This window comes from Arachidicoccus rhizosphaerae, assembly GCF_900107765.1.
Classification (GTDB): domain Bacteria; phylum Bacteroidota; class Bacteroidia; order Chitinophagales; family Chitinophagaceae; genus Arachidicoccus; species Arachidicoccus rhizosphaerae.
This window is the reverse complement of record NZ_FNQY01000011.1, coordinates 44,980-69,527: the sequence shown is the minus strand read 5'-3', so window position 1 is coordinate 69,527 and position 24,548 is coordinate 44,980. Positions and strand designations below refer to the sequence as shown.

The following is a 24,548-nucleotide window of genomic DNA, read 5'->3' as shown; positions in this document are numbered from 1 at the left end:
ACGGATTTAATGCTGATTTAATTATCCTGCGCTGTTCTCTGATCCAGTATGGCAGCGGCAAGTATCAGATCAACGGGTCTGGTAATCTTAATGTTTTCCGGGTCCCCTTCCACTAAATGTACCTGCTTACCGGCAGCTTCTGCCACGGAAGCCTCATCGGTAAATCCCGGCTGCTCCTGTTGGCTGAAGGCCGCCTGAATCAGACTGGTTTTAAAAGTCTGCGGCGTCTGGACAAGTCTGATGTTCACTCTGTCCAGGGCTTTGGAAACGGCATCTGTTGGATGATTACCCTCCACGGAAACTTCTCTCAGGCTGTCTGTGACAGGGGTCACAGGAATGGCCGACCCGAAAGCCTGCGCTGCCTCAAAGCAGCGGTTTATCAGCGCCGGCGTAATCAGGCAACGTACGCCGTCATGGATAGCCACCAGGCTGTTTTCCGGGACGCTGGCAAGGCCGCTGGCTACAGAACTGAACCTGCTATTGCCTCCGTTAATCAGGGTTACCTGGCCCTGATACGGCATTCCCTCTATCAGGCTTTGACCATATGCCACCATGGAAGGCGGCAATACCAGACGTATCTGAATACCCGGCACCGCTTTAATAAAGGCCTCGATGGTATGTAAAATAACAGCTTTGCCCTTGAGGGGCAAAAACTGTTTGGGGATATCTGAGCCCATTCTGGTACCGGAGCCGGCCGCCACGATAATCGCAATTTTGTCCATAGGTCAAAAGTACCTAACTTTCAGAAAAAAATACGATGATACCACTTTATGTTGTACTGGTAGTACTGTTAATCATTATTTTAAGCGGGCTTGTCAGTGTAAACCAAGGATCGATTGCTGTTGTAACCATGTTTGGCAAATACCGGCGCATTTTACCGGCGGGCCTTAACTTTAAAATCCCGCTACTGGAGAGAATCTATAAAAGGATCAGTATCCAGAACCGCTCTATTGAAATGGAGTTCCAGGCGGTCACCTCTGATCAGGCGAACGTGTATTTTAAGACCATGTTACTGTACGCCGTTATGAGTGCCGATGCGGAGACCATCCAGAAAGTGGCTTTTAAGTTTATTAATGACCGGGAGCTGATGCAGGCCCTGGTCAGAACCATTGAGGGGAATGTCCGCTCCTATGTAGCCACCAAGAAGCAGGCAGAGATTCTGGCGCTGCGCAGGGATATTGTAGGCTCAGTCAAACTGGAAGTGGATCAGGTGCTGGAGGAATGGGGCTATCATTTACTGGATCTGCAGATCAATGATATCACCTTCGATAAAGTGATCATGGAGTCCATGAGTAAGGTCGTGGCCAGCAATAACCTGAAGGCTGCGGCAGAAAATGAAGGTCAGGCGCTTTTAATTACCAAGACCAAGGCGGCGGAAGCAGACGGGAATGCCATTAAAATTTCTGCCGAGGCAGAAAGAGAAGCCGCCAAATTAAGAGGTCAGGGGGTGGCGCTTTTTAGGGAGGAAGTAGCCCGTGGGATGAGTGACGCGGCCGAACAAATGAAACAGGCGAATCTGGATACCAATGTAATCCTGTTCAGCATGTGGACGGAAGCCATCCAGAATTTTGCGGAATACGGTAAGGGGAATATTATCTTTTTAGACGGGAGTGCCGATGGGATGCAAAGAACCATGAAAGAACTGATGGCCATGATGCATATGCATGAGCAGCAGGTGCCCGGCGGGCCCTCATCCGGCTCCGGGGCAAGGATAAAAGGCCCTTCCGGCAATCCGGGCTTTAGTCAGAATCCGCCTCCGGTTCACCCTTAATGTGCCCAGGTTAAAACAAATACTACTGCAGCCGCAGTTAAAGCAACAGGAAAGAAAAATGAACGAATTTAATGTCAGAGTATACGGCGTCTTAATCCATCAGGGCAGACTGCTGGTGAGTGACGAATATATCAAAGGCGCTTTTTATACCAAACTACCCGGTGGCGGTCTGGAACTGGGGGAGGGCACCAGGGATTGTCTGAAAAGAGAATTTAAAGAAGAGACAGGCCTGGATGTGCAGATCGGAGCGCATCTGTATACCACGGATTTTTACCAGATGTCGGCCTTTAGTGCTGCTCAGCAGATCATCTCTATTTATTACTGGGTACACTGCCCGGATCAGGACATTACAGGATTAAAAACCCATACAAAACCTTTTGATTTTGAAGGGGCGGAGCTGCGCGCTCCAGAAAGGGACACCGAGTCATTTCGGTGGGTCAGCTGGCAGGATCTGGATGAAAACCTGATGTCTTTACCTATTGATCAGGCGGTTATCCGGCTGATCTTACAAAACCGGCCGCCTATTGATGGCGGATCCAAACAACCGGCGGCTTATTTTCTGCAGACAACTCCTTTTAGGGTGCCCACAACGGACGGCAAACTTATCGAGGAGCATTTTGGCGGCGCTTCTACCAGAAGGACGGATATCAGCATCGCCCATATGGTAGCTCCCGCCGGCTGGTCAGAGCCTGCCCAGTGGCCTGAATTTGATGAATGGACCCTGGTCAGCTCGGGTAAAAAGCAGGTAGCGGTAAATGATGAGGTGCTGACGCTCGAGGCCGGGCAGAGCCTGTGGGTCTCCAAAGGGGCCAAAGTCCGTTATAGCAATCCTTTTAAAGAGCCCTGTGAATACTGGAGTGTCTGTCTGCCGGCTTTTTCCCCCGCACGGGTGCACCGGGAGCAGGGGTGACGGCTCCGCCCATATAATAATTAAGGGCGGCAGGCATCCATAAAGCGATTTTTTAAATTACCTTTGCCCTTCAAAATTTTGTTAGTTATGACCTATCATGTACAGATAAATGTTATGCCTTTAAAGGATTTATTGGACCCGCAGGGTAAAGCCGTCATGGGCGGCCTGGTGAACCTGGGGATCAAAAGTGTCAATGATATCCGTATCGGTAAGCATATCACCCTGGAAATCGAAGCGGAGTCAGCTGAAGCGGCAAAGCAGATTGCTGAAACGACTGCCACTAAGCTCTTAGCCAATCCTGTAATGGAATTCTTTGAAATTGAGGTGGTTGGATAAGATGGCACGGCCATCTTATCTCCATTAGCATTGGTTGATTATGCTTTATATCGTACCTACCCCTGTTGGAAACCTAAAGGATATGACGCTGCGCAGCATTGAAGTGCTGCAGGCAAGCGATCTTATCCTGTGTGAGGATACCCGGACCTCGGGTAGACTCCTGCAACACTATGGGATCCAGAAGCAGACCGTATCCTATCATATGCATAATGAGCATAAGATTGTGGAACGCCTGGTGGATCAGCTGGCTGCCGGTACAAAAATGGCACTGATTACCGATGCAGGCACTCCCGGTATTTCTGATCCTGCTTTTTTACTCGTACGTGCCTGTGCACAAAGAGGTGTCCGGGTAGAGACCCTGCCTGGCGCGACGGCCTTTGTGCCCGCCCTGGTGAGTAGCGGTATTCCCTGTAACCGTTTTTGTTTTGAAGGCTTTCTGCCGCTTAAAAAAGGTCGTCAGACCTTAATGAAACAACTGGCGGAGGAAACCAGGACCATGGTATTTTACGAAAGCCCGATGCGGCTGGTAAAGACCCTGCAGGAGATGATCGGTTATTTTGGTGCCGAGCGGCCCTGCAGTGTGAGTAGAGAAATCAGCAAGCTATATGAAGAAACCTTCCGGGGAAGCCTGCTAGAGGTGCATGCCCACTACCAGGAGGCCGGCGTAAAAGGAGAAATCGTTCTGATTGTCCAGGGGAAATCCTGACTTTACTTTTTATTACCCGTCGGGTCTGATAAGACCGCAAATCCTGATGCTGTCAGCAGATAGGGGTTTTGTGTCTTAAAATAGGGCTTACAGGTTTAATTTTGGCGCCTCCGCCTCATAGCCGTGATCTATACCAAGGGCTGCTTTATTATCCGCTGCCTGAGTCGCCAGCAGATCACAGCGGTTATTATAAGGATTGTCGGCGTGCCCCTTCACCCAATGAAACTTTACGGTAAATTCCCGGGAGATGGCTGCATATCTGAGCCACAGGTCTTTGTTTTTCTTACCTCCGCTGAAATTTGTCCTGAGCCATCCATTCAGCCATTTTTTCTCCACGCTGTCCACCACGTATTTGCTGTCGGTATATATTTTTACGGGGATCTGTCTTTTGGTCAGCGATTCCAGGGCAACAATAACGGCTAACAGCTCCATCCGGTTATTGGTGGTCTTCCTGAATCCGGCAGAAAATTCCTTGACATGCGGTCCGAACATCATCACAATGCCATAGCCTCCCGGTCCGGGATTGCCCCTGGACGCGCCGTCTGTGTATATAATCAGTTCTGCCATATGGGCGCGAAGATAGCAGATATCAGGGCTATTTTTTGTGTTGGGGAGAAATAATACCAGAACGGCTTTTTCCGCAATTAACAGTTTGCTGCCACAACTGAGATAACTATTTGTAATTTTGTACCCGGTAAGGGCGGGCAGGATTTATTACAGCATAAAAGACTCCCCCTTGCGTACATATATTAGAAGCAGATGAATAACAGAGCATTATTTTTACAGCATGTGGCCCAGACCTCTGACGCCCCCATGGGTCTTGAGATGGTATCCGCTAAAGGCATTTATCAGTATGATGTGGACGGTAAAGCCTATGTGGATTTAATCTCCGGCTTTAGTGTCTGTAATATCGGGCACGGTCACCCTCAGGTGCTGGCTGCCATTGAAAAGCAGATCACGGCCTACATGCACCTGATTGTGTATGGAGAATTTATCCAGACCCCGCAGGTCAGGTACGCTAAAAAATTAACGGACCTATTGCCGGACTCTTTAAACTGTGTTTATTTTACCAATAGCGGCGCGGAGGCGGTGGAAGGCGCTATGAAACTGGCCAAAAGAGTGACCGGCCGCAGTAAAATGATTTGTTTTGATAATAGCTATCACGGCTCCACGCAGGGAGCCCTGAGTCTGATCGGCGATGAATATTTCAGGCAGAGTTTCAGGCCTTTATTGCCGGGTATCTACCATCACCGCTTTAATGATCCCGTGGCGCTCGAAGCCATTGATGAAGATACGGCCTGTGTGATTATGGAAACCGTACAGGCGGAGGCGGGTATTATCCGCCCGGATCCGGACTGGATCACGGCCATCAGAGAAAAATGTACCAGGACGGGCACCTTATTGATTTTTGATGAAATCCAGGCCGGTTTTGGCAGAACCGGGCATTTATTTGCCTTTGAAAAGTACGGGACTGTGCCGGATATATTATTGCTGGCCAAGGCTTTAGGCGGAGGGATGCCGCTGGGCGCCTTTATCGCCGATAAAAAGCTGATGCGTCAGCTGACCTATAACCCGGTACTGGGTCATATCACCACCTTCGGGGGCCATCCGGTCAGCTGCGCTGCCGGTCTGGCGGCGCTAGAGGTGCTTTTAGAAGGAGACTATATAGCCGGGGTGGCTGCCAAAGAAAAGGTTCTTAAAAGCAAGCTTCGCCATCCGGCGATTAAAAAATTGCGCACCGCCGGTCTGTGGGCCTGTCTGGAATTTGCGGATTTTGAGACCAATAAGAAAGTCATTGACCAGTGTATTCAGGCAGGTTTAATAGCAGACTGGTTCTTATTTAACCCTGCCGGCTTAAGAATCGGGCCGCCTTTGATTATCACGGAAAAACAGCTGGAAGAAGTTTGTGACAAAATCCTCCTTTCCATTGAAAAAGCAGGCGTTTAAAGAAGCGTGTGTGTTTTAAATTGTTGACAATCAATATACAATATTCCATTGTTTGTGTCCTGTTAAAAACTATCTATTGTTAGGTTTTGGCGCTCCGTTAACACCCGGCTTCTTATGAAAATTGTATTTTCACAGTAGCGATTTTGCTCTCACGCTAAATCTAGATGTTATGGCAAATCTCATTGAATCCGTACAGCGCCACCTGGCATTTGCCAGGCTGGAAAAAGAAAACCCCAATCATCAGGTCAGTGAATCTTCAGATCATGCATTCCATCCGGAAAAACTGGATCAGGCCTGTGTAAGTTCTGTGCTTGCCGGCATTTACCAGTTTACCAGAGAAGAACAGGATGCGGGTAAGCTCTTAATGCCTAAAATGAACAGGACCTGGCTGGAGATTATTTTTCATAAGTATCCGGTAAAACTGGAAAAAAGAATTGCTGATTATACCAAGTGTGCGACCAGTGTCATACGGCAGCATTTATATGCCGTCGCCCAAAAAGCAGTACTGGAAATTAAAAGCGCCATTGGCGCTAATGCGACAGGCAAAGAAGTCAAGTCTTATATGACCAGTCAGCGCATGGCTATATTAACCAGGCTGCCTGCGGAGTTACAGGTTGGGTCCTTACTGCATAATACAACGCTGGATGATGCCACCAATAAAATGCATGGCCCATTCTCCGATTTTATGCATTGGGTGGAAACCTATATGGCTGAACCGCAGACACCATTGTATTAAGGGGTGACCAAAATAAAAGAGGGTCACATAGGACAGCAAAAGAGCATGTAGGGCAAAAAAAGTCCCTCTACCTGTCTATCATACTCATGCATGTATAGGCAGCGCAGGGGGACTGTTATTTTAAAAATGCCATCAGGAATTACAGGTCGTCATATTGGTAGATGGGATCCAGCGCTTCGCCGGGATGCATCTCGCAGATCGTATTTATTTTACCGTTATCCAGTCCGTATACCCAGCCATGCAAATGAGGAATTTGTTCATGTTTCCAGGCTCTTTGGATAATGGAGGTCTTGGCCAGGTGTTTTACCTGTTCAATGACATTGAGTTCAACCAGCCTGTTGGCCTTTTGTGTGGGATCCGTGATGGCGCTGAGCTCCTGTTCATACAGCATGTACACATCCTTTATCTGGCGAAGCCACATATTAAGCACCAGGTCAACGTTATGATTGGAGAGCGCGGCTCCCACGCCGCCGCAGCCGTAATGACCGCAAACCACTACGTGCCTTACATGCAGATGCCTGACTGCATAATCCAGCACACTTAAAAAGTTGACATCCGTGTGAATGACGAGATTGGCAATATTACGGTGTACAAAGATCTCTCCCGGGATGGTGCCTGTAATCCGGTCTGCCGGGACTCTGGAATCGCTGCAGCCAATCCAGAGGATTTCCGGATTCTGCACTTTTGCCAGGTCCTTAAAAAACTCCGGGTCACTTTGGGCGACCTTTTCTGCCCAATCCTTATTGTTTTGCAAGACTTTTCTGATGATTTCCATATTGCCTAAAAATTAGAATCCGGTAAAAAAAATCGGGCACGGGCCCGATTTTAAAAAATTACATATGCATACCGCCACAGGCACTGATGACCTGCCCGGTGATATAGGAGCTCAGATCCGAACCTAAAAATAATGCGGTATTGGCAATTTCCTCTGCCTTTCCGAACCTGCCCAAAGGAATGCTTTTCAGATAGGCCTCTCCTGCGGGATTATCTTTCAGATAATGTGTCATGTCGGTCTCAATAAAGCCGGGTGCAATGGCATTGCAGCGGATATTTCTGCTGCCCAGTTCCTGGGCGATGGATTTTGTAAAGCCGATAATGCCTGCTTTGGAAGCAGCGTAGCTGCTCTGCCCGGCGTTGCCTGAAAGGCCAACCACGGAGCTCATATTGATAATAGATCCGGCCTTTGCTTTCATCATGGGACGGATGACCTGTTTGGTCATATTGTAAATGCTGTTCAGGTTGGTTTCAATGACGGACTGCCACTGATCAGGCGTTAACCTGAGCAGGAGGTTATCCTTGCTGATACCTGCATTATTAACACAGATGTCTACTTTGCCAAAGGTTTCCACGACTTCAGCGACAAATTGTTCAGCCGCACTGAAATCAGCCGCATTGCTTTGCCAGGCTTTTGCCTGTACACCGTAGGTTTTTAATTTTTCAGTTAAGGCTTCTGCCTTTTCTTTGCTGGAGTCACTGACATAGGTGAAAGCAATATTTGCTCCCTGCTCGGCAAATTTTAAGGCGATGGCTTCTCCGATACCACGCGCGGCACCTGTTATAATCGCTACTTTATCTTTTAATAAACTCATGGACGATAATCGTTAAGTTGTATGTTTACTGTTTTGCTTATGAATAAAAGGTTTCATACAGCGCGGGTGAAGGCGCTGTTTAAATCCGCTCAAATCCGGCTCAAATTTAAGGGATATTGCGCTAAATGGCTCCATTCGAATCGGCTTTAGCCCGGACCCTGGGGTCGAATATGATTTTTGAATTAAAAATGAGCGACTTAGCGAATGATTTTATGGCTTATTTCTGATCATCCGGAAGATCCTGATTACTTTGGTTTTGCTTATGCAGCAGGCCCAGTTGTCTTAGCCAGTACAGGCAGAGCAGAAACCAGCCAAACATGATACCACCATTCATGTATATCTTGGTGGTCCTGCCAAGCCTGACGGCAATGTATAGGGAATAGCCATAAATAATCATGAAAATCAGTGATACGATAATGCCTATCTGATATTTATTCTCTCTGGGGTCTTTAACACGCTTTTTTTTCTCTGTTGGATTCATTTTTTTTAAATACTTCTTTTGGAAAGTAGCAGCCGGGTTATACGAGTGTCTGTTTTGCTGCCAGTAAACAGTCAATTTCTTCTATATATTTTCTGTCATTGCTGAGCCGGGGCACTTTATGCTGTCCGCCCAGTTTGTTTTTACTTTTCAGCCATCTGTTGAAGGTGCGGGGCGGAACTTTGCGGATGACAGGCAGGCCCAGCGCGATGCTTTTGTGGCGTTTGGCTTCATAATCGCTGTTGAGCTGTTGCAGTTTTTGATCCAGCAAGTCTGTAAAACGGTCCATATCCTCCGGGGCTTTTTCAAACTCGATGAGCCATTCATGGGCACCGTTGCCATGATCGCTGAAGTAAATCGGTGCGGCCGTATATTCTGCGATCTGACAGTTGAGCTCATGACAGGCATGGTCGATGGCCTGGTCCGCATTGTCTACAATCAGCTCTTCCCCGAATGCATTGATAAAATGCCGGATCCTGCCACTGACTTTTATCCGGAAAGGAAATAAAGAGGTAAACTGAATGGTATCTCCCAGTAAATAGCGCCAGAGACCGCCGTTGGTGGAGATGACCGGCGCATAGTTTTTATGCAGTTCCACATCTCTCAGGCCGATGGTTTTGGGATCCGCTTTGCCATATTCCTCAATGGGCATAAACTCATAGAAAATGCCATGATTGAGTAACAGTAACATACCGTCACCACCCGGTATATCCTGAACGGCAAAAAAGCCTTCACTTGCATTATACATTTCCAGATAAGAAACATGGTTGCCCAACAGTTGCTGAAACTGCTCCCGGTAGGGGGTGAAAGAAACGCCTCCGTGCATATAGAGCTCGAGGTTCGGCCAGACTTCCTTTATGGTTTGTTTGCCCGTGATCTCTAAAATTCTTTTCAGCAAAATCAGTGTCCAGGTCGGTACGCCGGATATGGAAGTGACATCTTCTTTGATGGTGGACTGGGCCAGCGCTTCCAGTTTGGCCTCCCATTCATCCATGAGTGCTATGGACAGTTCTGGCGTGCGGAGCCACTGTCCCCAAAAAGGCGTGTTTTGTAATAAAACAGCGCTGAGGTCTCCGTAGAAGATTTCTTCATTGAGCTGACTGACCTGATGGGAGCCGCCGATGACCAGGCCCTTGCCGGTCAGTAAATCGCTCTCCGGCTGGTTATGGTAATGCAGGGTCAGCACATCTTTAGCCGCCTGGTAGTGGCAGTTTTCCAGACTCTCGGTCGTAATGGGAATAAATTTGCTTTTATCTGTGGTCGTGCCGCTGGATTTGGCAAACCAGTTAACCGGCGTATTCCATAATACATTTTCTTCACCCTGCATGATCCGGTCAATATAGGGTTTTATATCCGGGTATTCATGGATGGGGACGGCTGCTTTGAACTGACGGGTGCCGAATAGCCCCTGAAAGCCGTACTTTCTGCCAAATATCGTATTCTGGCCATGCGTTACCAGGTCCTGCAGTACTTCTCTTTGGATGGCAACCGGACTGGCCATCCATTCTTCGATACGCCAGTGCCTGAGTCTCGCAAGTCTTGATATGGTCGGACTGAAAATCTTCATAGATACTTGTTTGGCGCTACCCTTGGTTCCCTTTTTGGGTAAAAATAGTGTAAAAAATATATTTTTCAGGGCTCGGGAGTATGCCGGGTATCCTTTGCCGCAATATTTAATCTATACATCCATGTTCAAATGAGTGAACGGCTCTGCTTATAACTCTGGTATTCAATCGTCCTGAAACAAGGGGCTACGCATTGGACCCGGTCTTTTCAAGGCTGGCAAGGCTATTTGAAATCTGTACACATTTTCTGCCACCGGACGGCCTGCCTGGTCGAAGATAAAAAATAATGATCTATTTTAAAGCTTCCCTTTGTCAGATTTTCTGGGATTTTTGCCGCCTTATAAGGCCGGCGGATATTATATCTTAACAAAGTTCTTGGAAATTGTGGGGATTTTCAATCTAATTTCTTTATAACATGTTTGTTATCAATATATTTAGAAATAGTGTTAAAAAAAATTAGAGAATAATTTTAAAAATTGGCTGATTTGGTCATTTATTTTTTATTATTGCAACCATCATTGTTCATGTAAAGTTTATTGTAATGGCAAAGAGGCAATTATATTCAATTGAATTTCCGGTTCGTTGCTCTCCAAATATCTTATATAGCTTTTTGGCTACTCCAGCAGGGTTACAGGAATGGTTTGCTGATCTGGTAGATCAGCGCGAAGGCGTTTTCAGTTTCACCTGGGGCGGCGGAAAGCCTGAGAAGGCTAAAGTGGTCGCTGCAGAAGAAAATGTCAGTATCAGATATAGTTGGTTGCATGAAGATCCGAAGGAATATTTTGAATTTAAAATTGATACAGCAGAAGTTTCAAATCAAACCATACTTACGGTCAGTGCTTTTGCAGAAAAAAATGATATTAAAGACGAGTCCATGATGTGGGAGCACCAGGTAAAGGAGCTGTTCCACAGATTAGGAAGCTAATCTTAATGATTATGAGAAAAACCTGCTCTGAAAGCAGGTTTTTTTGTCGCCGGAACCCAGGGTTAACGTCAATTTTTGGATAAATTTCCTGATTCACGGCCTGCTTTGCTTATTTTTGAGCCCTGTAAAGTATATCCTGGAAAGATTCATGATCAAAAAGCTAGATAAACTCATTATCAGGTCCTTTGTCGGACCCTTTATCGCCACATTTCTGATCTCCAATTTTGTGTTGGTGATGCAGGTGTTTTGGTTGTGGATTGATGATCTGGTGGGAAAAGGACTCGATTTTTTTGTGGTGATGAAGCTGATCGGCTTTATTACGGCCACTATTGTGCCCCTGGCCTTACCCTTATCCTTGCTGCTGTCCTCCATTATGACTTTCGGGAAGCTGGGGGAGTCTTTTGAACTGGTCGCTATTAAATCGGCGGGGATTTCACTGGAAAGATTTATGCGCCCTTTACTGGTCGTGGCCATCGGCTTAAGCGGGGTGGCTTATTTGTTTGCCAACAACATCATCCCGGTGGTGAACCTGAAAAAGGACCGCCTGATGTTTGATATTATTTCCTCCAAGCCGGCGCTCAATATCAAAGTGGGCAGTTTTTATGATAAGATTGAGGGCTTTGTTATCCGGGTGGGTAAAAAGGATAAAGACAGTAAACATATCGGCGATGTGGTGATTTACGAAAAAAATCATGATATCCAGGACAACCTGCTGACCGCCAAAGAAGGCACCATGGAAATGAGCCCGGACAAACTGACGATGGATTTTACCTTAAAGGATGGTCACCGTTATGAGGAGTCAGGTCCCAGGTACGGAAGCAATACCCAGTTTGTAAGAATGTCTTTTAAGACTTATAGAAAGAGTTTTGATATGTCCAGTTTCAAGCTGAATAAAACGGACGAAAATTCCTTTAAGTATAATCCAAGAATGCTGACTTACCGGCAGCTGGTGCCGGCCATTGATTCCTTGGAAGGGCTGGCAAAGGGATATCAGAAAAGAACCCGGATTTTAATGCGACCCTATCTGGCTACCTCCAGATACCTGGACAGCAGCTGGTCTAAACAAAAGGTGGTCTTGCCTAAGTACTTATCCAAGGATCCGGACGAGGTGTATTTAAGCACGCTCTCTGATTCGGTTAAACGCGCGGCTATTACCAGTGCCCTGAGCCAGATTAGCTCGGCCTCTAATAATATCGATATGGCTGCCAAGGATTTTAAGGATTTACAGGGCAGTATCCGCTCCCATTATATTGAGATGTACCGCAAATTTACTTTGTCCGTCGCCTGTATCTTACTTTTTATGATTGGTGCCCCGCTGGGTTCCATTATCCGCAAAGGCGGACTGGGATCTCCTCTGGTCTTTTCCATTATATTTTTTGTCCTGTTTTATCTGCTCAATACCATCGGGGAGCGCCTGGCCAAACAGGGCGTCGTTTCCTGCTTTACCGGTATGTGGCTTTCTTCCTTTGTATTATTTCCCATAGGGCTGTTTTTGACCATTAAGGCCATGCGTGACTCTCAGCTCTTTAATAATGAAGCTTATTTTAGATTTTTTAAAAAAGTAAGATCCTTTTTTAAAAAGAAAAAGGGTCAGGATATCGCAGTGGATCCGGCATAAAAGGGGATGAGTGACTTTAACCCAATTGAATCATTATGGAGGCAGCAAGACAAAATTATAGGATACAGCGCTGGATTTGCGGCCTTTCCGTGGTGCTTTTCCTGATAAAAATATTTGCCTGGTATATGACTAATTCCGTGGCCATATTATCAGATGCCCTGGAAAGTATTGTAAATGTCATGGCAGGCTTTATCGGCTTATATAGTCTTTATATTGCGGCTAAACCTAAAGATAAGGATCATCCCTACGGACATGGTAAAGCGGAATTTATTTCAGCGGCAGCGGAAGGGGCACTGATTATCGGTGCCGGCATTCTGATTTTGTATCAGACCATAACCGGTTTTGTCAACAAGAGTCCGCTGGAAGACCTTGATCAGGGTTTGATCCTGGTGGTCATTACTGCCGTCATCAATTATATAGCGGGCTGGATCTGCATCGGCCAGGGTCGGAAAAACAAATCCCTGGCGATTGTTTCCAGTGGTACGCATCTGCAGGTAGATACCTATTCAACACTGGGAATCGTAGCGGGTCTGTTGGTGATTTATTTTACCGGGATTAACTGGCTGGATAAACTGATTGCATTAGGGATGGGTATCCTGGTACTTTTTAACGGCTATCACATTTTGCGTAAATCTCTTGCCGGCATTATGGATGAGGCGGATATGGATTTACTTAGGACGATGGTGGGGCTGTTGAATGAGAACAGAAGACCTGACTGGATAGACATCCATAACCTGCGGGTGATAAAATACGGCGCCCTGCTGCATGTAGACTGTCATCTGACCCTGCCCTGGTACCTGGATTTAAGAGAAGCGCATAAAGAACTGGATGTGTTTTCAAAACTCATCAGCTCTCAGTTCGGGGACTCCATTGAGATGTTTGTGCATTATGACGACTGTAAACCGGCCAGCTGTCCGATTTGTACCAAACAGGACTGTCCGGTCAGGGTGCATCCCTTTAAGGAAAAACTGCCCTGGACCCTGGATAATATCTTAAATAATGCCCAGCATACCAGTTAGCAGGTAAACAAATTCCCATTGCCTTGGCTAAAAAAACAAATACAAAGTTTCGCTTTTTTACTGTGTTAACAGGATGGTAATTTACCGGTCTGCGAAGAGCATTTACTTTACTGGTAATCAGTAGTTTAATGCTTTTAACTACACCTTGAAGAACCTACAGGACAGTTCAATACTAACGCTTATTGGTAATCTGCCAAGAATAGGTACCTTTGAGGCCGGCAAAGCAGAAATCAGTCCGGATCTTTTGGGCAGAATTTTTGCCCTGGATGCACCGGCTACAACCGGATAGCTGAGCATCATGACGACCAGTTCACGGGCTATCCGGCAGTTTTTGCTCCCTGCCATTTAATATTAGAAAACAAACAGATAAAACGATTTTATGCAAGAATGGAAAACATTTCAGAAGGAAAATGAACAGCGTTTTCTGGATGAATTACTGGAATTATTACGCATCCCCAGCATCAGCGCCAAACCCGAGAACAAGGCTGATATGATGAGCTGCGCTGAACTGGTTAAAAAACGCCTGGAAGAGGCTGGAGCCGGTAAAGCAGAGATTCATCCTACCAAAGGGCATCCGGTTGTTTATGGTGAACTGATAACCGACCCGTCAAAGCCCACCGTACTGGTTTACGGACACTATGATGTACAACCGGTGGAGCCTTTAGAATTGTGGCACAGCGGTCCTTTTGAGCCGGTGATCAAGGATGGTAAAATTTTTGCACGTGGCTCTGCTGATGATAAAGGGCAATTTTATATGCATGTCAAAGCCCTGGAGACCATGGTAAAGACGAATTCTGTTCCTTTAAATATTAAATTTTTGATCGAAGGAGAGGAAGAAGTGGGTTCTGAGAACCTGGGTATTTTTATGGAGGCCCATAAAGATCTGCTTAAAGCAGACGTTGTGCTGATCTCTGATACTGCTATGATCAGCCTGGATACGCCTAGCCTGGATACAGGTGTGCGTGGTTTAAGTTATATTGAGGTAGAGGTAACCGGTCCGGACCGTGACCTCCATAGCGGTGTCTATGGCGGGGCTGTCGCTAATCCAATCACTATTTTAGCGCAGATGATTGCCTCTTTGCATGACGAAAATAATCATATCACCATTCCCGGATTCTATGATGATGTGAAAGAGTTGTCCAGGGAAGAAAGAGCCAAAATCAATCAGGCACCTTATGATGAAGAGGCGTATAAAAAAGAACAGGGAGTCAAGGCCCTTTGGGGTGAAAAGGGATATACAACGCTGGAGAGAACCGGTATCCGGCCGACACTGGAGCTCAACGGTATCTGGGGCGGTTATCAGGGGGAAGGCTCTAAAACGGTGCTGCCAAGCAAGGCACATGCGAAGATCAGTTGCCGACTGGTACCCGGACAGGACCATCACAAGATTACCGGTCTTTTAACCAGGCACCTGGAAAAAATCACCCCTGACTGCGTGACTTTAAAAGTCATTGTTCATCATGGCGGAAACCCGTATGTGACGCCGATTGACAGTGTTGAATACAAAGCGGCAGAGAAAGCGATTGAAGCGACATTTGGCAAATCGCCGATTCCGGTAAGAGGGGGTGGCAGTATCCCGATCACTACTTTATTTGAGTCGATTTTAAATTGTAAAACCATCTTTATGGGCTTTGGACTGGATAGTGATAACTTACACAGCCCAAATGAAAAATACAATCTGGAGAATTATTACAAAGGCATTGAGACCATCCCTTATTTTCATAAGTTCTACGCTGAACTGAAAAAGTAAGCGGCTGTTCTAAAGCCCCTGGCGGACAGCCGGCTTTAAATCCTTTGGAATTTAGGGCCGACTGTCCGATTTTTGTTTTATAAAGCAGGTAAGTAATCAGCATATTATGGATGAAAAATTAAGAATTGATAAATATCTGTGGGCCATCCGTCTGTTTAAGACCAGAAGTCAGGCAGCGGACGCCTGTGATAAAGGCAAGGTTAAGCTGCACGGTCAGAATATGAAAGCCTCAAAACCGGTAAACATCGGCGATGTGTATGAAGTGCGATCAGAGGCTCGTAAATGGGTAATTGAAGTGACCGGGTTTTTGCCCAAAAGAGTGGCGTATAGCGAAGCCATTAAGTTTTATAAGGATATCACCCCGCCCGAAGCCCTGGATAAGGTTCATTTTGAGGCGGCCAGTTTCCATACCGGTAAAAGGCTGAGTAAAGTGGGCAGGCCAACTAAAAGAGATCGCCGGGATATTGATGAGTTTTTGGACGGCGGACCTGAAGAGGCCTAGGTGATCCTCCGTCAGGATATTTATTAAATAACATATGGAGAAAACGACAAGATGGTACAATTACCCGGTATATATAATCCGGAAACCGCAAATAAGCGCTTTCTTTTAAGACCTTTGATTTGGATGGGGCTATGTCTTTGCGCAGGGCTCTTAATGGCGCCCGGTATGGCCAGGGCCCAGCTTAGTCAAAAAGGGCCGTTTCAGATCAGCGCCTTATCGGACAGTGTGTATGTATTTACCAGTTACGGTTCTTTTAACGGACAGTATTACCCCGCCAACGGCCTGTATGTACTCACGCCCAAAGGCGCTGTTATTATTGACGGACCCTGGGACCCCAAGGACCGGCTTCCTTTACTGGATAGTATCTGGCATCGGCATCATCAAAAAGTGGTCGCCTGCCTGGCCACCCATTTTCATGAAGACAGGTCCGGTGCCTTAAAAGAATATGGAGCCATAGGTATCCCTACTTATGCCACCAAAATGACGGATTCTTTATGTCAGCTCCATCAGATGCCCCGGCCCAAATATTTAATGGCAGCAGACACGGTATTTAATCTGGGCGGACGAAGACTTCAAACATTTTACCCAGGCCCGGGCCATGCACCCGATAATATAGTTGTCTGGCTACCTAAGGAAAAGATACTCTATGGTGGCTGTTTTATAAAAAGTATATCGGATCGCAATTTAGGGAATCTGGGAGATGCGAATATACAGGTTTGGGCGGCCAATGCACGGAAAGTGAAAAAGCGCTATCCCCATCCACGCTATATTATTGTAGGACACGGAAGCTGGCGGAGTTTAGCGTCACTGGATCATACCATTGATCTGGTAAATACTGCCTTGCAGGGAACAACTCGTAAAAAATAATAAAAAATATATGGCTTCATTTAAAGTCACGACACAACTGACAAAAACTGAGTATTGCAAACTTTTTTTACGGCTGAGCTACCGGCAGCGGCTCTATCAGATCATTACCATGATGGGGATACTGCTGCTGATTTTGTCCATCGTCCGGTTTTTTGTAAAAAGTCTGCTCTCCGAAAACGTACAGTTATTTTTACTGGCTTTCAGTATTTACGGCCTGGTGCTGTTTCCGATTCTTATCTGGATCAGGGCTAAAAAGATTTATGCTTCCAGTCTGGGTCTGCAGGGTCCCATTGAATATAATTTTAATGATCAGGGACTAACGCTTGATGCCAGTTCAAATCGTTCTACCTTTGCCTGGGGAGATTTTGGGAAAACGGAAAAGACCAGGGATTATCTGCTGCTTTTTGGATATAACCGGGCGGCCTATTTTCTGAAATTAAAAGACCTTCAGCCTGATCAGATACAGTTTATTGAAGACAGGGTGGCGATGCAATCTCCGGTTATTGATCAAAAAACAAAAAAATAGTCGTTCACTCGGACTTCGATAAAAAATTAATAGTTGGGACCATGCATATTGATGTTATTACCGTTCAGCCTGATTTATTAGAAAGCCCTTTGTCGCACAGTATTATGAAGCGCGCGCAGGAAAAAGGGTTACTGACGGTCAAATTGCATAATTTACGCCAGTGGGCCTTAAATAAATATGGCCAGGTGGATGACTATCAGTTCGGCGGGGGAGCGGGCATGGTGATGATGTGTGAACCGCTGGTAAATGCCATCGAGCACCTCACCAAGGACGGGCCTTATGACGAGATCATTTATATGACGCCTGACGGTCCCAGGTTTGAACAGAAAACTGCGAATACGCTTTCCTTACAAGAGCGTTTGTTGATTATCTGCGGACACTATAAAGGCATTGATGAAAGAATCAGGGAACATTATGTAACCAGAGAGATCTCCATCGGCGATTATGTGCTAAGTGGAGGGGAACTGGCCGCAGCGGTGGTGATAGACGCCATCGGCCGCTTACTGCCGGGCGTACTGGGAGATGAAACCTCCGCTCTGACGGATTCCTTTCAGGACGGCCTGCTGGCGCCGCCGGTTTATACCCGTCCCGCGGAATTTAAAGGCTGGAAGGTGCCGGAAGTGCTATTGAGCGGTAATCCGAAAATTATCGATGAATGGCGTTATAATCAGGCAGTTGAAAGGACAAGGACGCGCCGGCCTGATTTATTGGATGAATAAAAAGTTAAGATCAGTCAGAGGCGAAGTTTAGCATAATTCCTGTCTTAATTTTGGCAGATAGTCCGGATCCGGACAAAAGAACAATTATTAACTGTTTGGGATAGGGACTGTTCTTGTTTTGGCAGGATATTGGCGACAAATCTCGGAGAGGGACTACTTTACTGAATTTACCTTTAATTTTTTACACAAAACAGAGTTGCCATGAATATTTTACATAAAAACGGTAGGCAAATAAAGGCGGGTCGTATAGCTGCCTTTGCGGGTAATGTGCTTTTGTTATTGCTTTTAATCGGAGGAATCAAACTCTCGGCCACTGCGCAGTCAACTCCCGGCAATTGGATAGAACCTGTGAAAGGAATTCAGGTGCTGCCTGTTTTCCATGCCAGTCTGGAAATAAAAGCGGCAGGTAAAACCGTACTGGTAGATCCCAGTTTTGATGCCGCTCTGATCAGCGAGCTGCAGGCGCCGGATTTAATATTAATTACGGACATTCACGGCGATCATATGGATCCTAAAATGCTGGCTTTGATTGAAGAGAAATTTGGGGCCATTCCTATTATCGCACCAAAGGCGGTGCAGGAAAAACTGCCGGCAGAAATCAAGGAGCATGTACAGGCCCTGGCAAATGGGAAATCCACCACCTGGAACAGCTATAAGATTGAAGCGGTACCCATGTATAATTTACCGGACGCTTCCCAGATGTTCCATCCTAAGGGCAGGGGTAATGGATATGTCTTAACTGTAAGTGGGAAAAGAATCTATCTGAGCGGAGATACAGAAGCCACGCCCGAGCTAAGAGGACTTAAGAATATCGATCTGGCCTTTGTCTGTATGAACCTCCCTTATACGATGGATGTTGACCAGGCAGCAAGCGGTGTTCTGGCTTTCCAGCCTAAAGTAGTGATTCCTTATCATTACCGGGGAGCTAAGGGCTTATCGGATCTCCAGCGATTCAAAAAACTGGTGGACGCAGCCGGAAAACCGGTAAAAGTTGATTTGGTGAATTTTTACCCCTCTAATTAATCCGGGAGATTCGTATGGCTGAATGGCCGGACTGATATTATTATTAAATTTAATTCGAAAATCATGAATACCCTGCAAGCCAATCTGGTCAATGCCTTTAAAAAGGAAATCTACCCGGTAACCATTGAGTTCGATAAAAGGGTCATGAAAATCGAAAAAATAGCAGATAGTCCGGATCCTGCCTTGCCTTTTCTGATGCCAGGCTTTGTTGATGCCCATGTGCATATTGAAAGCAGTATGCTTATTCCCAGTGAGTTTGCCAGAATTGCCGTCACGCACGGGACAGTAGCCACGGTCAGTGACCCTCATGAAATAGCCAATGTCTGCGGAGTACAAGGCGTGCATTATATGATTGACAATGGCAAAAGAGTTCCCTTTAAATTTAATTTTGGAGCCCCCAGTTGTGTGCCGGCCACGGCTTTTGAGACGGCTGGCGCCGTCATTGACGCGGAGGCGATCAAAGAATTACTGATATTGGATGATATTAAGTACCTGGCTGAAATGATGAATTTTCCGGGCGTATTAAATAAGGACCCGGAAGTGCTTAAAAAAATCAAGTATGCCAAGGACCTGCATAAGCCGGTAGACGGCCATGCGCCGGGGCTTAGAGGGGAACAGGCCGCCGCTTATATTCAGGCAGGCATCTCCACCGATCACGAATGTTTTACCAGGCAGGAAGCGCTGGATAAGCTCCAGCACAATATGAAGATTTTAATTCGGGAAGGAAGTGCTGCAAAAAATTTTGAAGCATTGATTGATCTATTAAATGATCATGAAGATGAAATGATGTTTTGCAGCGACGATAAGCATCCCGATAGTCTGGTGGAAGGCCATATCGACCGGTTATGTGCCAGAGCCGTTCAAAAAGGAGTGGATATTTTTAAAGTGGTAAAGGCTGCCTGCATTAACCCGGTATTTCATTATAAGCTGGAAGTAGGCCTTCTCAGGGTTAATGAACCGGCAGATTTTATCCTGGTGAACAATCTCAAAGATTTTAAAGTACTTAAAACCTTTATTGACGGTCAGCTGGTAGCTGAAAACGGCCAGACAAATATTGCGGGCGTTTCTGAAAAAGCGTTGAATAATTTTGCAGTTAAAGAAATAAAACTGAAAGATTTACGTTTAGAAAAAGACACTCATTTGTTAGATGATGAGGGGCAGTTGCCTGTTATTGAAGCGTATGATGGACAATTAATTACAGGTAAAGTTCTTTGGGCGCCCAAAGAAGATCCTAAAGACCCGGATGCCTGGGTGAGTGATCCCCAGTCGGATATATTAAAGATTGTCGTGGTTAACCGGTACCATGAGGCAAAACCTGCCATGGCTTTTATTAAAGGCTTTGGAATAAAAAAAGGAGCCATTGCTTCTACAGTCGCGCATGATAGTCATAATATTGTGGCTGTCGGAGTCCATGATCAGGATATCATGGAAGCGATTAACGTGCTGGTAAAGGAGAAAGGAGGCATCAGTATATCGGAGCAGGGGAAAACGCAGGTATTACCTTTGCCTGTGGCTGGACTTATGAGTAATCAGGACGGATTTGAGGTCGCCAAAAATTATGGCGCACTGGATAATATGGCAAAAAAATTGCAGAGTAGTTTGTCCGCGCCCTATATGACGCTCAGTTTTATGGCTCTTTTGGTCATACCGGCACTGAAACTCAGCGATAAAGGGCTTTTTGACGGGGAGCGTTTCGAATTTGTAAACCAATAGGGGACAGCAATATGGCAATGAAATATTGCCTTTTTTCTGTCTATCCGCATAAAATATAGAAAAGTTAAAGTATGAGCAAATACACGGGTTATTTGATGGGTCTGATGCTTTTATGCGCAGGAGCCCTGCAGGCACAAACAGGTGTTCGTTTAAGGAAGATTGTAAAGCATAAAAGTCAGCATCTGTATGGCTTACCGATTTCGATGGTAAAGGTGCCCACCGGCACATTTGTCCAGGGGGCTGAAAACGGTGAGGATACGAATAATATCGCGAACAGTGAGAATCGTCATCCCGTATTAATCAGTTCGTTTTATATCAGTACGACAGAAACCACCAATGCACAGTATAAAGAATTTGTCAATTGGGTGCGTGACTCCATCGCAGCCAAGGAACTGGGTGGCCAGTATCTGATCGTTAAAGACGGTGATACCAGTATCAACTGGAAAAATGCCGAAAAAATTAATTATCAGGATCCGGCAGTGATGACCAAACTGACCAATCTGTTACTGGATCCTTCCAAAAGCTTATCTCATAAACCGCAGATTGACCCTGCCAAACTGGTTTATGAAATGAAGGGCTTTGATTATCAGCAGGCAGCAAAAATTGAAAATAAAGGCCGCAGCCCTAAAGACTTTGTTTACCGCTATACGGTACAGGTATATCCTGATACTTTGGTCTGGATGCGTGACTTTGGCTATTCTAATAATGAGCAGATGGCCACCAGCTATTTTGCCAGCGATAAATATAAAAACTTCCCGGTAGTGGGGGTCAACTGGAAACAGGCTTCTGCTTATTGTGACTGGTTTACCAAACAACGAATCAACAGAGATCAGAGAGAACATAAAATGGCCATCGGTGGTCAGTGCCGTCTGCCAACAGAAGCAGAGTGGGCTTATGCGGCCAGCTTAAATGATAAGGACCTCAATAAAGGCCGTACGGAGGACAACCTGGCTCCGGATAATACGAATGGCGGTGCGGACAAACCTAAAAAGAAAAGAGCTAATAATGACGAGGCCGCAGAAGCGGAATCTGCTCAAGGCAATAAACTGTTCCCTGAAAAAGTAATTGAAGGCAAACACGGTAAGTATGGTATCTACAACCTGGCGGATAACGTATCTGAATGGACCAATACTTCTTATTATGCCGGTGGCGCTAATTTTGAAAACAGGTTCAATCCGGATATTCAATGGGGTACCATTGATTCTGAAAGCAAAAGCAAACGTCAGAAAGTGGTTCGTGGCGGTAGCTGGAAAGATACCCCTCAGTTTACCAATGTATCCAACCGTTTCTTTGAAGATTTAGGGACCGCACACTCTTATATCGGATTTAGAGTAGTGGTAAATCTTCCCGAATAATTAATTGAATAACAGCACCTGCCCTTAGAGGCCGGTGCTGTCTGTTATAAACAAATATATAATCACTAAAAATAAATACTCCTTATTATGGCAGTAGAAAAAGTAAGGCCTATTGATCGTTTCCTTGAGATCGTTTATTCTTTTGCCGCTGTGCCGGTACTATTAGGTGCGTTATTTAAAATTACCCATACAGCACCCTTTGGCTCTGCCAACGGATGGCTGAATTTCGGGCTGTATACGGAAGCTTTTGTATTTACAAGCTTTGGTCTGCTCTATATATTTGCACCCCCTAAGGCGGTTGATGAAATGGGTATTCCCATTGGCGATGATGGTAAACTGACCAAGGCGCCGGTCGTAACGCCCCAGCCTTCCGCGCTTGCAGCTGTTGATAATATGCTGAAGGATGCCGATATTACCCCGGATTCTATGAACCGTCTAAGCGAAGGATTTAAAAATCTGGAAGCCAGCATTCAGAGAATCAGTACAGCGAGTAATTCCATGGCCAATACGGAGGAGTATATGCAGAAGTTACAGGAAGCCACTGCTTCTTTAACTTCCATGAATAGTTTCTATGCGAAACTGGCAGAAACATCGCAGGCACTCGTTACCAGTGCTGATGATGCCAAGAAAACGCAGGCACAAATCGGCCAGCTGGCTGAAAATCTGGCCAGGCTCAATCAGGTGTATGGCGGAATGCTTTCTGCTATGCAGGGGCAGAAATAACGGGCTGGGATGCTTTAGGTCATACCGGTTTTTAAATAAGGCTTTCTTATATTTAGTTAATGCCGGAGTTCATGACCCAAAGAGAGCGGTTCAGCTTATGTCTTAAGTAAGTTGTGTTAAGCTGTCCATGCAGGATTTCCGGTCTATAGGGAGTGGGAAGTTGTAATGGCAGCATGAATGAGTTAGAAATTATCAGTAGCTAAAATTAGAAATTACATAAATTATGGCAATACCTAGGGAGCCGCGGCAGAAAATGATCAACCTGATGTATTTGGTGTTGACTGCCCTGTTGGCGCTGAATGTATCGTCCGAAATATTAAATGCTTTTCGTACAGTCAACAACAGTCTGGAAAACTCTATTCAAACCATTGATCAGAAAAACCAGACCTTATTTAGTTCACTGGATGAAAAGCTGAAAGATCCTACCTCTCAGAAACTGGCATCAGTCTGGGCACCCAGAGCGCAACAGGCCAAGACGCTTTCTGACGGGATGTATGCATATATTGAGGGCGTTAAGGATCGATTAAAGCGAGCATCAGGATATAATCCGGCTAAAGGGGATACGACCTATAGTGAAGATGATCTGGACGTGCCCACCAATATTTTGGATGATGGGAAAGTGGGAGACACCCTTTACCAGAAACTCACGGAGTACAAGAAAAGTATGTTAGGCATTGACCGGGAAATCAATGATCAGTTTAAAAATACACTGCCAATTGATCTGGCCATGCCTGCAGTACAGGAAAAAAGCAACCGCACATGGGCGGCAGCCTATTTTAGAATGACACCCACCATTGCGGCACTGACCATTTTGACGAAATTTCAAAATGATGTCAAGAATGCAGAAGCACAGGTGGTTGAGTTCTGTCACAATAAAATCGGTCAGGTACAGGTGGTATATGATGAGTTCCAGGCACTGGCCTCTGCCAATACCCAGTACTTATTACCGGGACAGGAGTTTACGATTTCTGCCGGTGTAGGCGCCTTTAGTAAAAATGCCAGACCAACGGTTACCATAGACGGTCAGGCGGTGCCTTTAAATGCCAATGGCATGGCTGAATATAAAACAACGGCGGGCGGTCCGGGTTCCTATACCAAGAAAGTCAATATTTCTTTCTTAAAGCCGGACGGAACCACCGCCACTTTAACCAAGGATATTCAGTACACAGTTGGCTCTCCGACCGGTATTACGGTCAGTGCTGACGCGGTTAAAGTGCTGTATATCGGACTGGATAACCCGATTTCCGTGGGCGGCGGTAACGGACGGGGGGCAGAGAATATGCATGTGACCATGGATCAGGGGTCTGTTGTTTCTCAGGGACATGGTAAGTTCATTGCCCGTCCATCTACTCCGGGTGAGGCGCATGTACATGTAACCGACGGTAAATCCAGCGAGAATTTTGTATTCCGGGTGAAGACAGTGCCTACGCCTACTGCGATGGTAGGAGCCAGTAAGGGTGGCCGGATGTCTGTTAACTCCTTTAAAGCGCAGGCCGGGGTAAGAGCTGAGCTGGAAAACTTTGTATTTGAAGGCGTTAAGTTTACTGTTACCAGCTTTACCATGACCTTTGCCGGTGCCGGTTATCCGGAATTTATGCATAAATCAGTAACAGGAAATACTTTTGGTGCCGCCAGGGATTTAATTGAAAGGGCAAAACCGGGCAGTACCATTACCATTGATGAAATCAGGGCTAAAGGCCCGGGTGGCTCCAGAACACTGGCACCTATCGCCTTTAATCTGTATTAAATAGAAATTTTAAATAGGGGAAC

At 46.0% G+C, this 24,548-nt stretch carries 26 protein-coding genes; 19 read left to right on the top strand and 7 right to left on the bottom strand.

Translation table 11 applies throughout. The features are described 5' to 3' along the window. Nucleotides 1-17: 17 nt before the first annotated feature. Nucleotides 18-722, bottom strand: a complete 705-nt coding sequence (locus BLU80_RS10825; protein ID WP_091397971.1) for a 2-C-methyl-D-erythritol 4-phosphate cytidylyltransferase — start codon at nucleotides 720-722, stop codon at nucleotides 18-20. A 35-nt stretch (nucleotides 723-757) separates the two neighbouring features. Here BLU80_RS10825 and BLU80_RS10820 point away from each other — a divergent pair, with 35 nt between their 5' ends. From BLU80_RS10820 to rsmI, 4 genes are all read left to right on the top strand, one after another. Then, complete coding sequence (locus BLU80_RS10820) at nucleotides 758-1,771, top strand: SPFH domain-containing protein (RefSeq protein WP_091397968.1); 1,014 nt, start codon at nucleotides 758-760, stop codon at nucleotides 1,769-1,771. Between the two features lie 58 nt (nucleotides 1,772-1,829). Then, nucleotides 1,830-2,681, top strand: a complete 852-nt coding sequence (locus tag BLU80_RS19720; RefSeq protein WP_211481816.1) for an NUDIX domain-containing protein — start codon at nucleotides 1,830-1,832, stop codon at nucleotides 2,679-2,681. An 87-nt stretch (nucleotides 2,682-2,768) separates the two neighbouring features. Next, entirely contained in the window at nucleotides 2,769-3,017 is a 249-nt protein-coding gene (purS, locus tag BLU80_RS10805; protein ID WP_091397965.1) for a phosphoribosylformylglycinamidine synthase subunit PurS, read from the top strand. 40 nt (nucleotides 3,018-3,057) lie between these two features. Beyond that, nucleotides 3,058-3,723: a 16S rRNA (cytidine(1402)-2'-O)-methyltransferase gene (gene rsmI, locus BLU80_RS10800; protein WP_091397962.1), complete on the top strand. Its 666-nt coding sequence runs from the start codon at nucleotides 3,058-3,060 to the stop codon at nucleotides 3,721-3,723. Between the two features lie 87 nt (nucleotides 3,724-3,810). Here rsmI and rnhA read toward each other — a convergent pair whose 3' ends face one another. Further along, nucleotides 3,811-4,290 (bottom strand): ribonuclease HI, encoded by a 480-nt coding sequence (gene rnhA, locus BLU80_RS10795; RefSeq protein WP_091397959.1) that lies wholly within the window; start codon nucleotides 4,288-4,290, stop codon nucleotides 3,811-3,813. A gap of 192 nt (nucleotides 4,291-4,482) precedes the next feature. Between rnhA and BLU80_RS10790 the strand changes: the two genes are divergently transcribed. Next, on the top strand, nucleotides 4,483-5,670 hold the full coding sequence (locus tag BLU80_RS10790; RefSeq protein WP_091397956.1) for an aspartate aminotransferase family protein: 1,188 nt from the start codon (nucleotides 4,483-4,485) through the stop codon (nucleotides 5,668-5,670). Between the two features lie 169 nt (nucleotides 5,671-5,839). Further along, complete coding sequence (locus BLU80_RS10785; protein WP_091397953.1) at nucleotides 5,840-6,406, top strand: hypothetical protein; 567 nt, start codon at nucleotides 5,840-5,842, stop codon at nucleotides 6,404-6,406. A gap of 139 nt (nucleotides 6,407-6,545) precedes the next feature. On the opposite strand, the gene BLU80_RS10780 is transcribed toward BLU80_RS10785, so the two are convergent. The 4 genes from BLU80_RS10780 to BLU80_RS10765 form a co-directional block, all read right to left on the bottom strand. Further along, complete coding sequence (locus BLU80_RS10780; protein ID WP_091397948.1) at nucleotides 6,546-7,181, bottom strand: carbonic anhydrase; 636 nt, start codon at nucleotides 7,179-7,181, stop codon at nucleotides 6,546-6,548. 58 nt (nucleotides 7,182-7,239) lie between these two features. Then, nucleotides 7,240-7,995, bottom strand: coding sequence for a 3-oxoacyl-[acyl-carrier-protein] reductase (gene fabG / locus BLU80_RS10775; protein ID WP_091397945.1), 756 nt, complete (start codon nucleotides 7,993-7,995; stop codon nucleotides 7,240-7,242). Between the two features lie 217 nt (nucleotides 7,996-8,212). Beyond that, nucleotides 8,213-8,476 carry a hypothetical protein gene (locus BLU80_RS10770; RefSeq protein WP_091397942.1) on the bottom strand — a complete coding sequence of 88 codons (264 nt, stop codon included), beginning with the start codon at nucleotides 8,474-8,476 and terminating at the stop codon, nucleotides 8,213-8,215. A 37-nt stretch (nucleotides 8,477-8,513) separates the two neighbouring features. Beyond that, nucleotides 8,514-10,040, bottom strand: a complete 1,527-nt coding sequence (locus BLU80_RS10765) for a GH3 auxin-responsive promoter family protein (protein WP_091397939.1) — start codon at nucleotides 10,038-10,040, stop codon at nucleotides 8,514-8,516. Between the two features lie 539 nt (nucleotides 10,041-10,579). Between BLU80_RS10765 and BLU80_RS10760 the strand changes: the two genes are divergently transcribed. The 3 genes from BLU80_RS10760 to BLU80_RS10750 all read left to right on the top strand — a co-directional run bounded on the left by BLU80_RS10760 (nucleotide 10,580) and on the right by BLU80_RS10750 (nucleotide 13,600). Further along, entirely contained in the window at nucleotides 10,580-10,963 is a 384-nt protein-coding gene (locus BLU80_RS10760) for an START-like domain-containing protein (RefSeq protein WP_091397936.1), read from the top strand. Nucleotides 10,964-11,111: 148 nt separating this feature from the next. Next, a complete protein-coding gene (locus BLU80_RS10755; RefSeq protein WP_091397933.1) occupies nucleotides 11,112-12,581 on the top strand; it encodes an LptF/LptG family permease in 1,470 nt (489 codons plus the stop codon). Between the two features lie 35 nt (nucleotides 12,582-12,616). Continuing rightward, nucleotides 12,617-13,600 (top strand): cation diffusion facilitator family transporter, encoded by a 984-nt coding sequence (locus BLU80_RS10750; protein ID WP_170831210.1) that lies wholly within the window; start codon nucleotides 12,617-12,619, stop codon nucleotides 13,598-13,600. A 138-nt stretch (nucleotides 13,601-13,738) separates the two neighbouring features. Here BLU80_RS10750 and BLU80_RS10745 read toward each other — a convergent pair whose 3' ends face one another. Continuing rightward, nucleotides 13,739-13,945 (bottom strand): hypothetical protein, encoded by a 207-nt coding sequence (locus tag BLU80_RS10745; protein ID WP_091397926.1) that lies wholly within the window; start codon nucleotides 13,943-13,945, stop codon nucleotides 13,739-13,741. Nucleotides 13,946-13,979: 34 nt separating this feature from the next. Between BLU80_RS10745 and BLU80_RS10740 the strand changes: the two genes are divergently transcribed. From BLU80_RS10740 to porM, 10 genes are all read left to right on the top strand, one after another. Then, nucleotides 13,980-15,350, top strand: a complete 1,371-nt coding sequence (locus tag BLU80_RS10740; protein ID WP_091397921.1) for a dipeptidase — start codon at nucleotides 13,980-13,982, stop codon at nucleotides 15,348-15,350. 106 nt (nucleotides 15,351-15,456) lie between these two features. Then, nucleotides 15,457-15,852 (top strand): RNA-binding S4 domain-containing protein, encoded by a 396-nt coding sequence (locus tag BLU80_RS10735; protein WP_091397918.1) that lies wholly within the window; start codon nucleotides 15,457-15,459, stop codon nucleotides 15,850-15,852. 51 nt (nucleotides 15,853-15,903) lie between these two features. Then, nucleotides 15,904-16,719, top strand: coding sequence for a subclass B1 metallo-beta-lactamase (gene bla, locus BLU80_RS10730; protein WP_091397915.1), 816 nt, complete (start codon nucleotides 15,904-15,906; stop codon nucleotides 16,717-16,719). A 10-nt stretch (nucleotides 16,720-16,729) separates the two neighbouring features. Then, nucleotides 16,730-17,245 (top strand): YcxB family protein, encoded by a 516-nt coding sequence (locus BLU80_RS10725; protein ID WP_091397912.1) that lies wholly within the window; start codon nucleotides 16,730-16,732, stop codon nucleotides 17,243-17,245. Nucleotides 17,246-17,286: 41 nt separating this feature from the next. After that, entirely contained in the window at nucleotides 17,287-17,964 is a 678-nt protein-coding gene (gene trmD, locus BLU80_RS10720) for a tRNA (guanosine(37)-N1)-methyltransferase TrmD (protein ID WP_091397909.1), read from the top strand. Between the two features lie 201 nt (nucleotides 17,965-18,165). Further along, on the top strand, nucleotides 18,166-18,987 hold the full coding sequence (locus BLU80_RS10715) for an MBL fold metallo-hydrolase (RefSeq protein ID WP_091397906.1): 822 nt from the start codon (nucleotides 18,166-18,168) through the stop codon (nucleotides 18,985-18,987). A gap of 63 nt (nucleotides 18,988-19,050) precedes the next feature. After that, nucleotides 19,051-20,700 (top strand): adenine deaminase, encoded by a 1,650-nt coding sequence (ade, locus tag BLU80_RS10710; RefSeq protein WP_091397903.1) that lies wholly within the window; start codon nucleotides 19,051-19,053, stop codon nucleotides 20,698-20,700. A gap of 71 nt (nucleotides 20,701-20,771) precedes the next feature. Next, nucleotides 20,772-22,055, top strand: coding sequence for a T9SS ring complex lipoprotein PorK/GldK (gene porK / locus BLU80_RS10705; protein ID WP_091397900.1), 1,284 nt, complete (start codon nucleotides 20,772-20,774; stop codon nucleotides 22,053-22,055). An 87-nt stretch (nucleotides 22,056-22,142) separates the two neighbouring features. Continuing rightward, entirely contained in the window at nucleotides 22,143-22,778 is a 636-nt protein-coding gene (locus BLU80_RS10700; RefSeq protein WP_091397897.1) for a GldL-related protein, read from the top strand. A gap of 223 nt (nucleotides 22,779-23,001) precedes the next feature. Further along, the gene (porM, locus tag BLU80_RS10695) at nucleotides 23,002-24,525 is read left to right on the top strand and encodes a type IX secretion system motor protein PorM/GldM (RefSeq protein ID WP_244518875.1); all 1,524 of its coding nucleotides are present in this window, start codon (nucleotides 23,002-23,004) and stop codon (nucleotides 24,523-24,525) included. Nucleotides 24,526-24,548 lie beyond the last annotated feature (23 nt).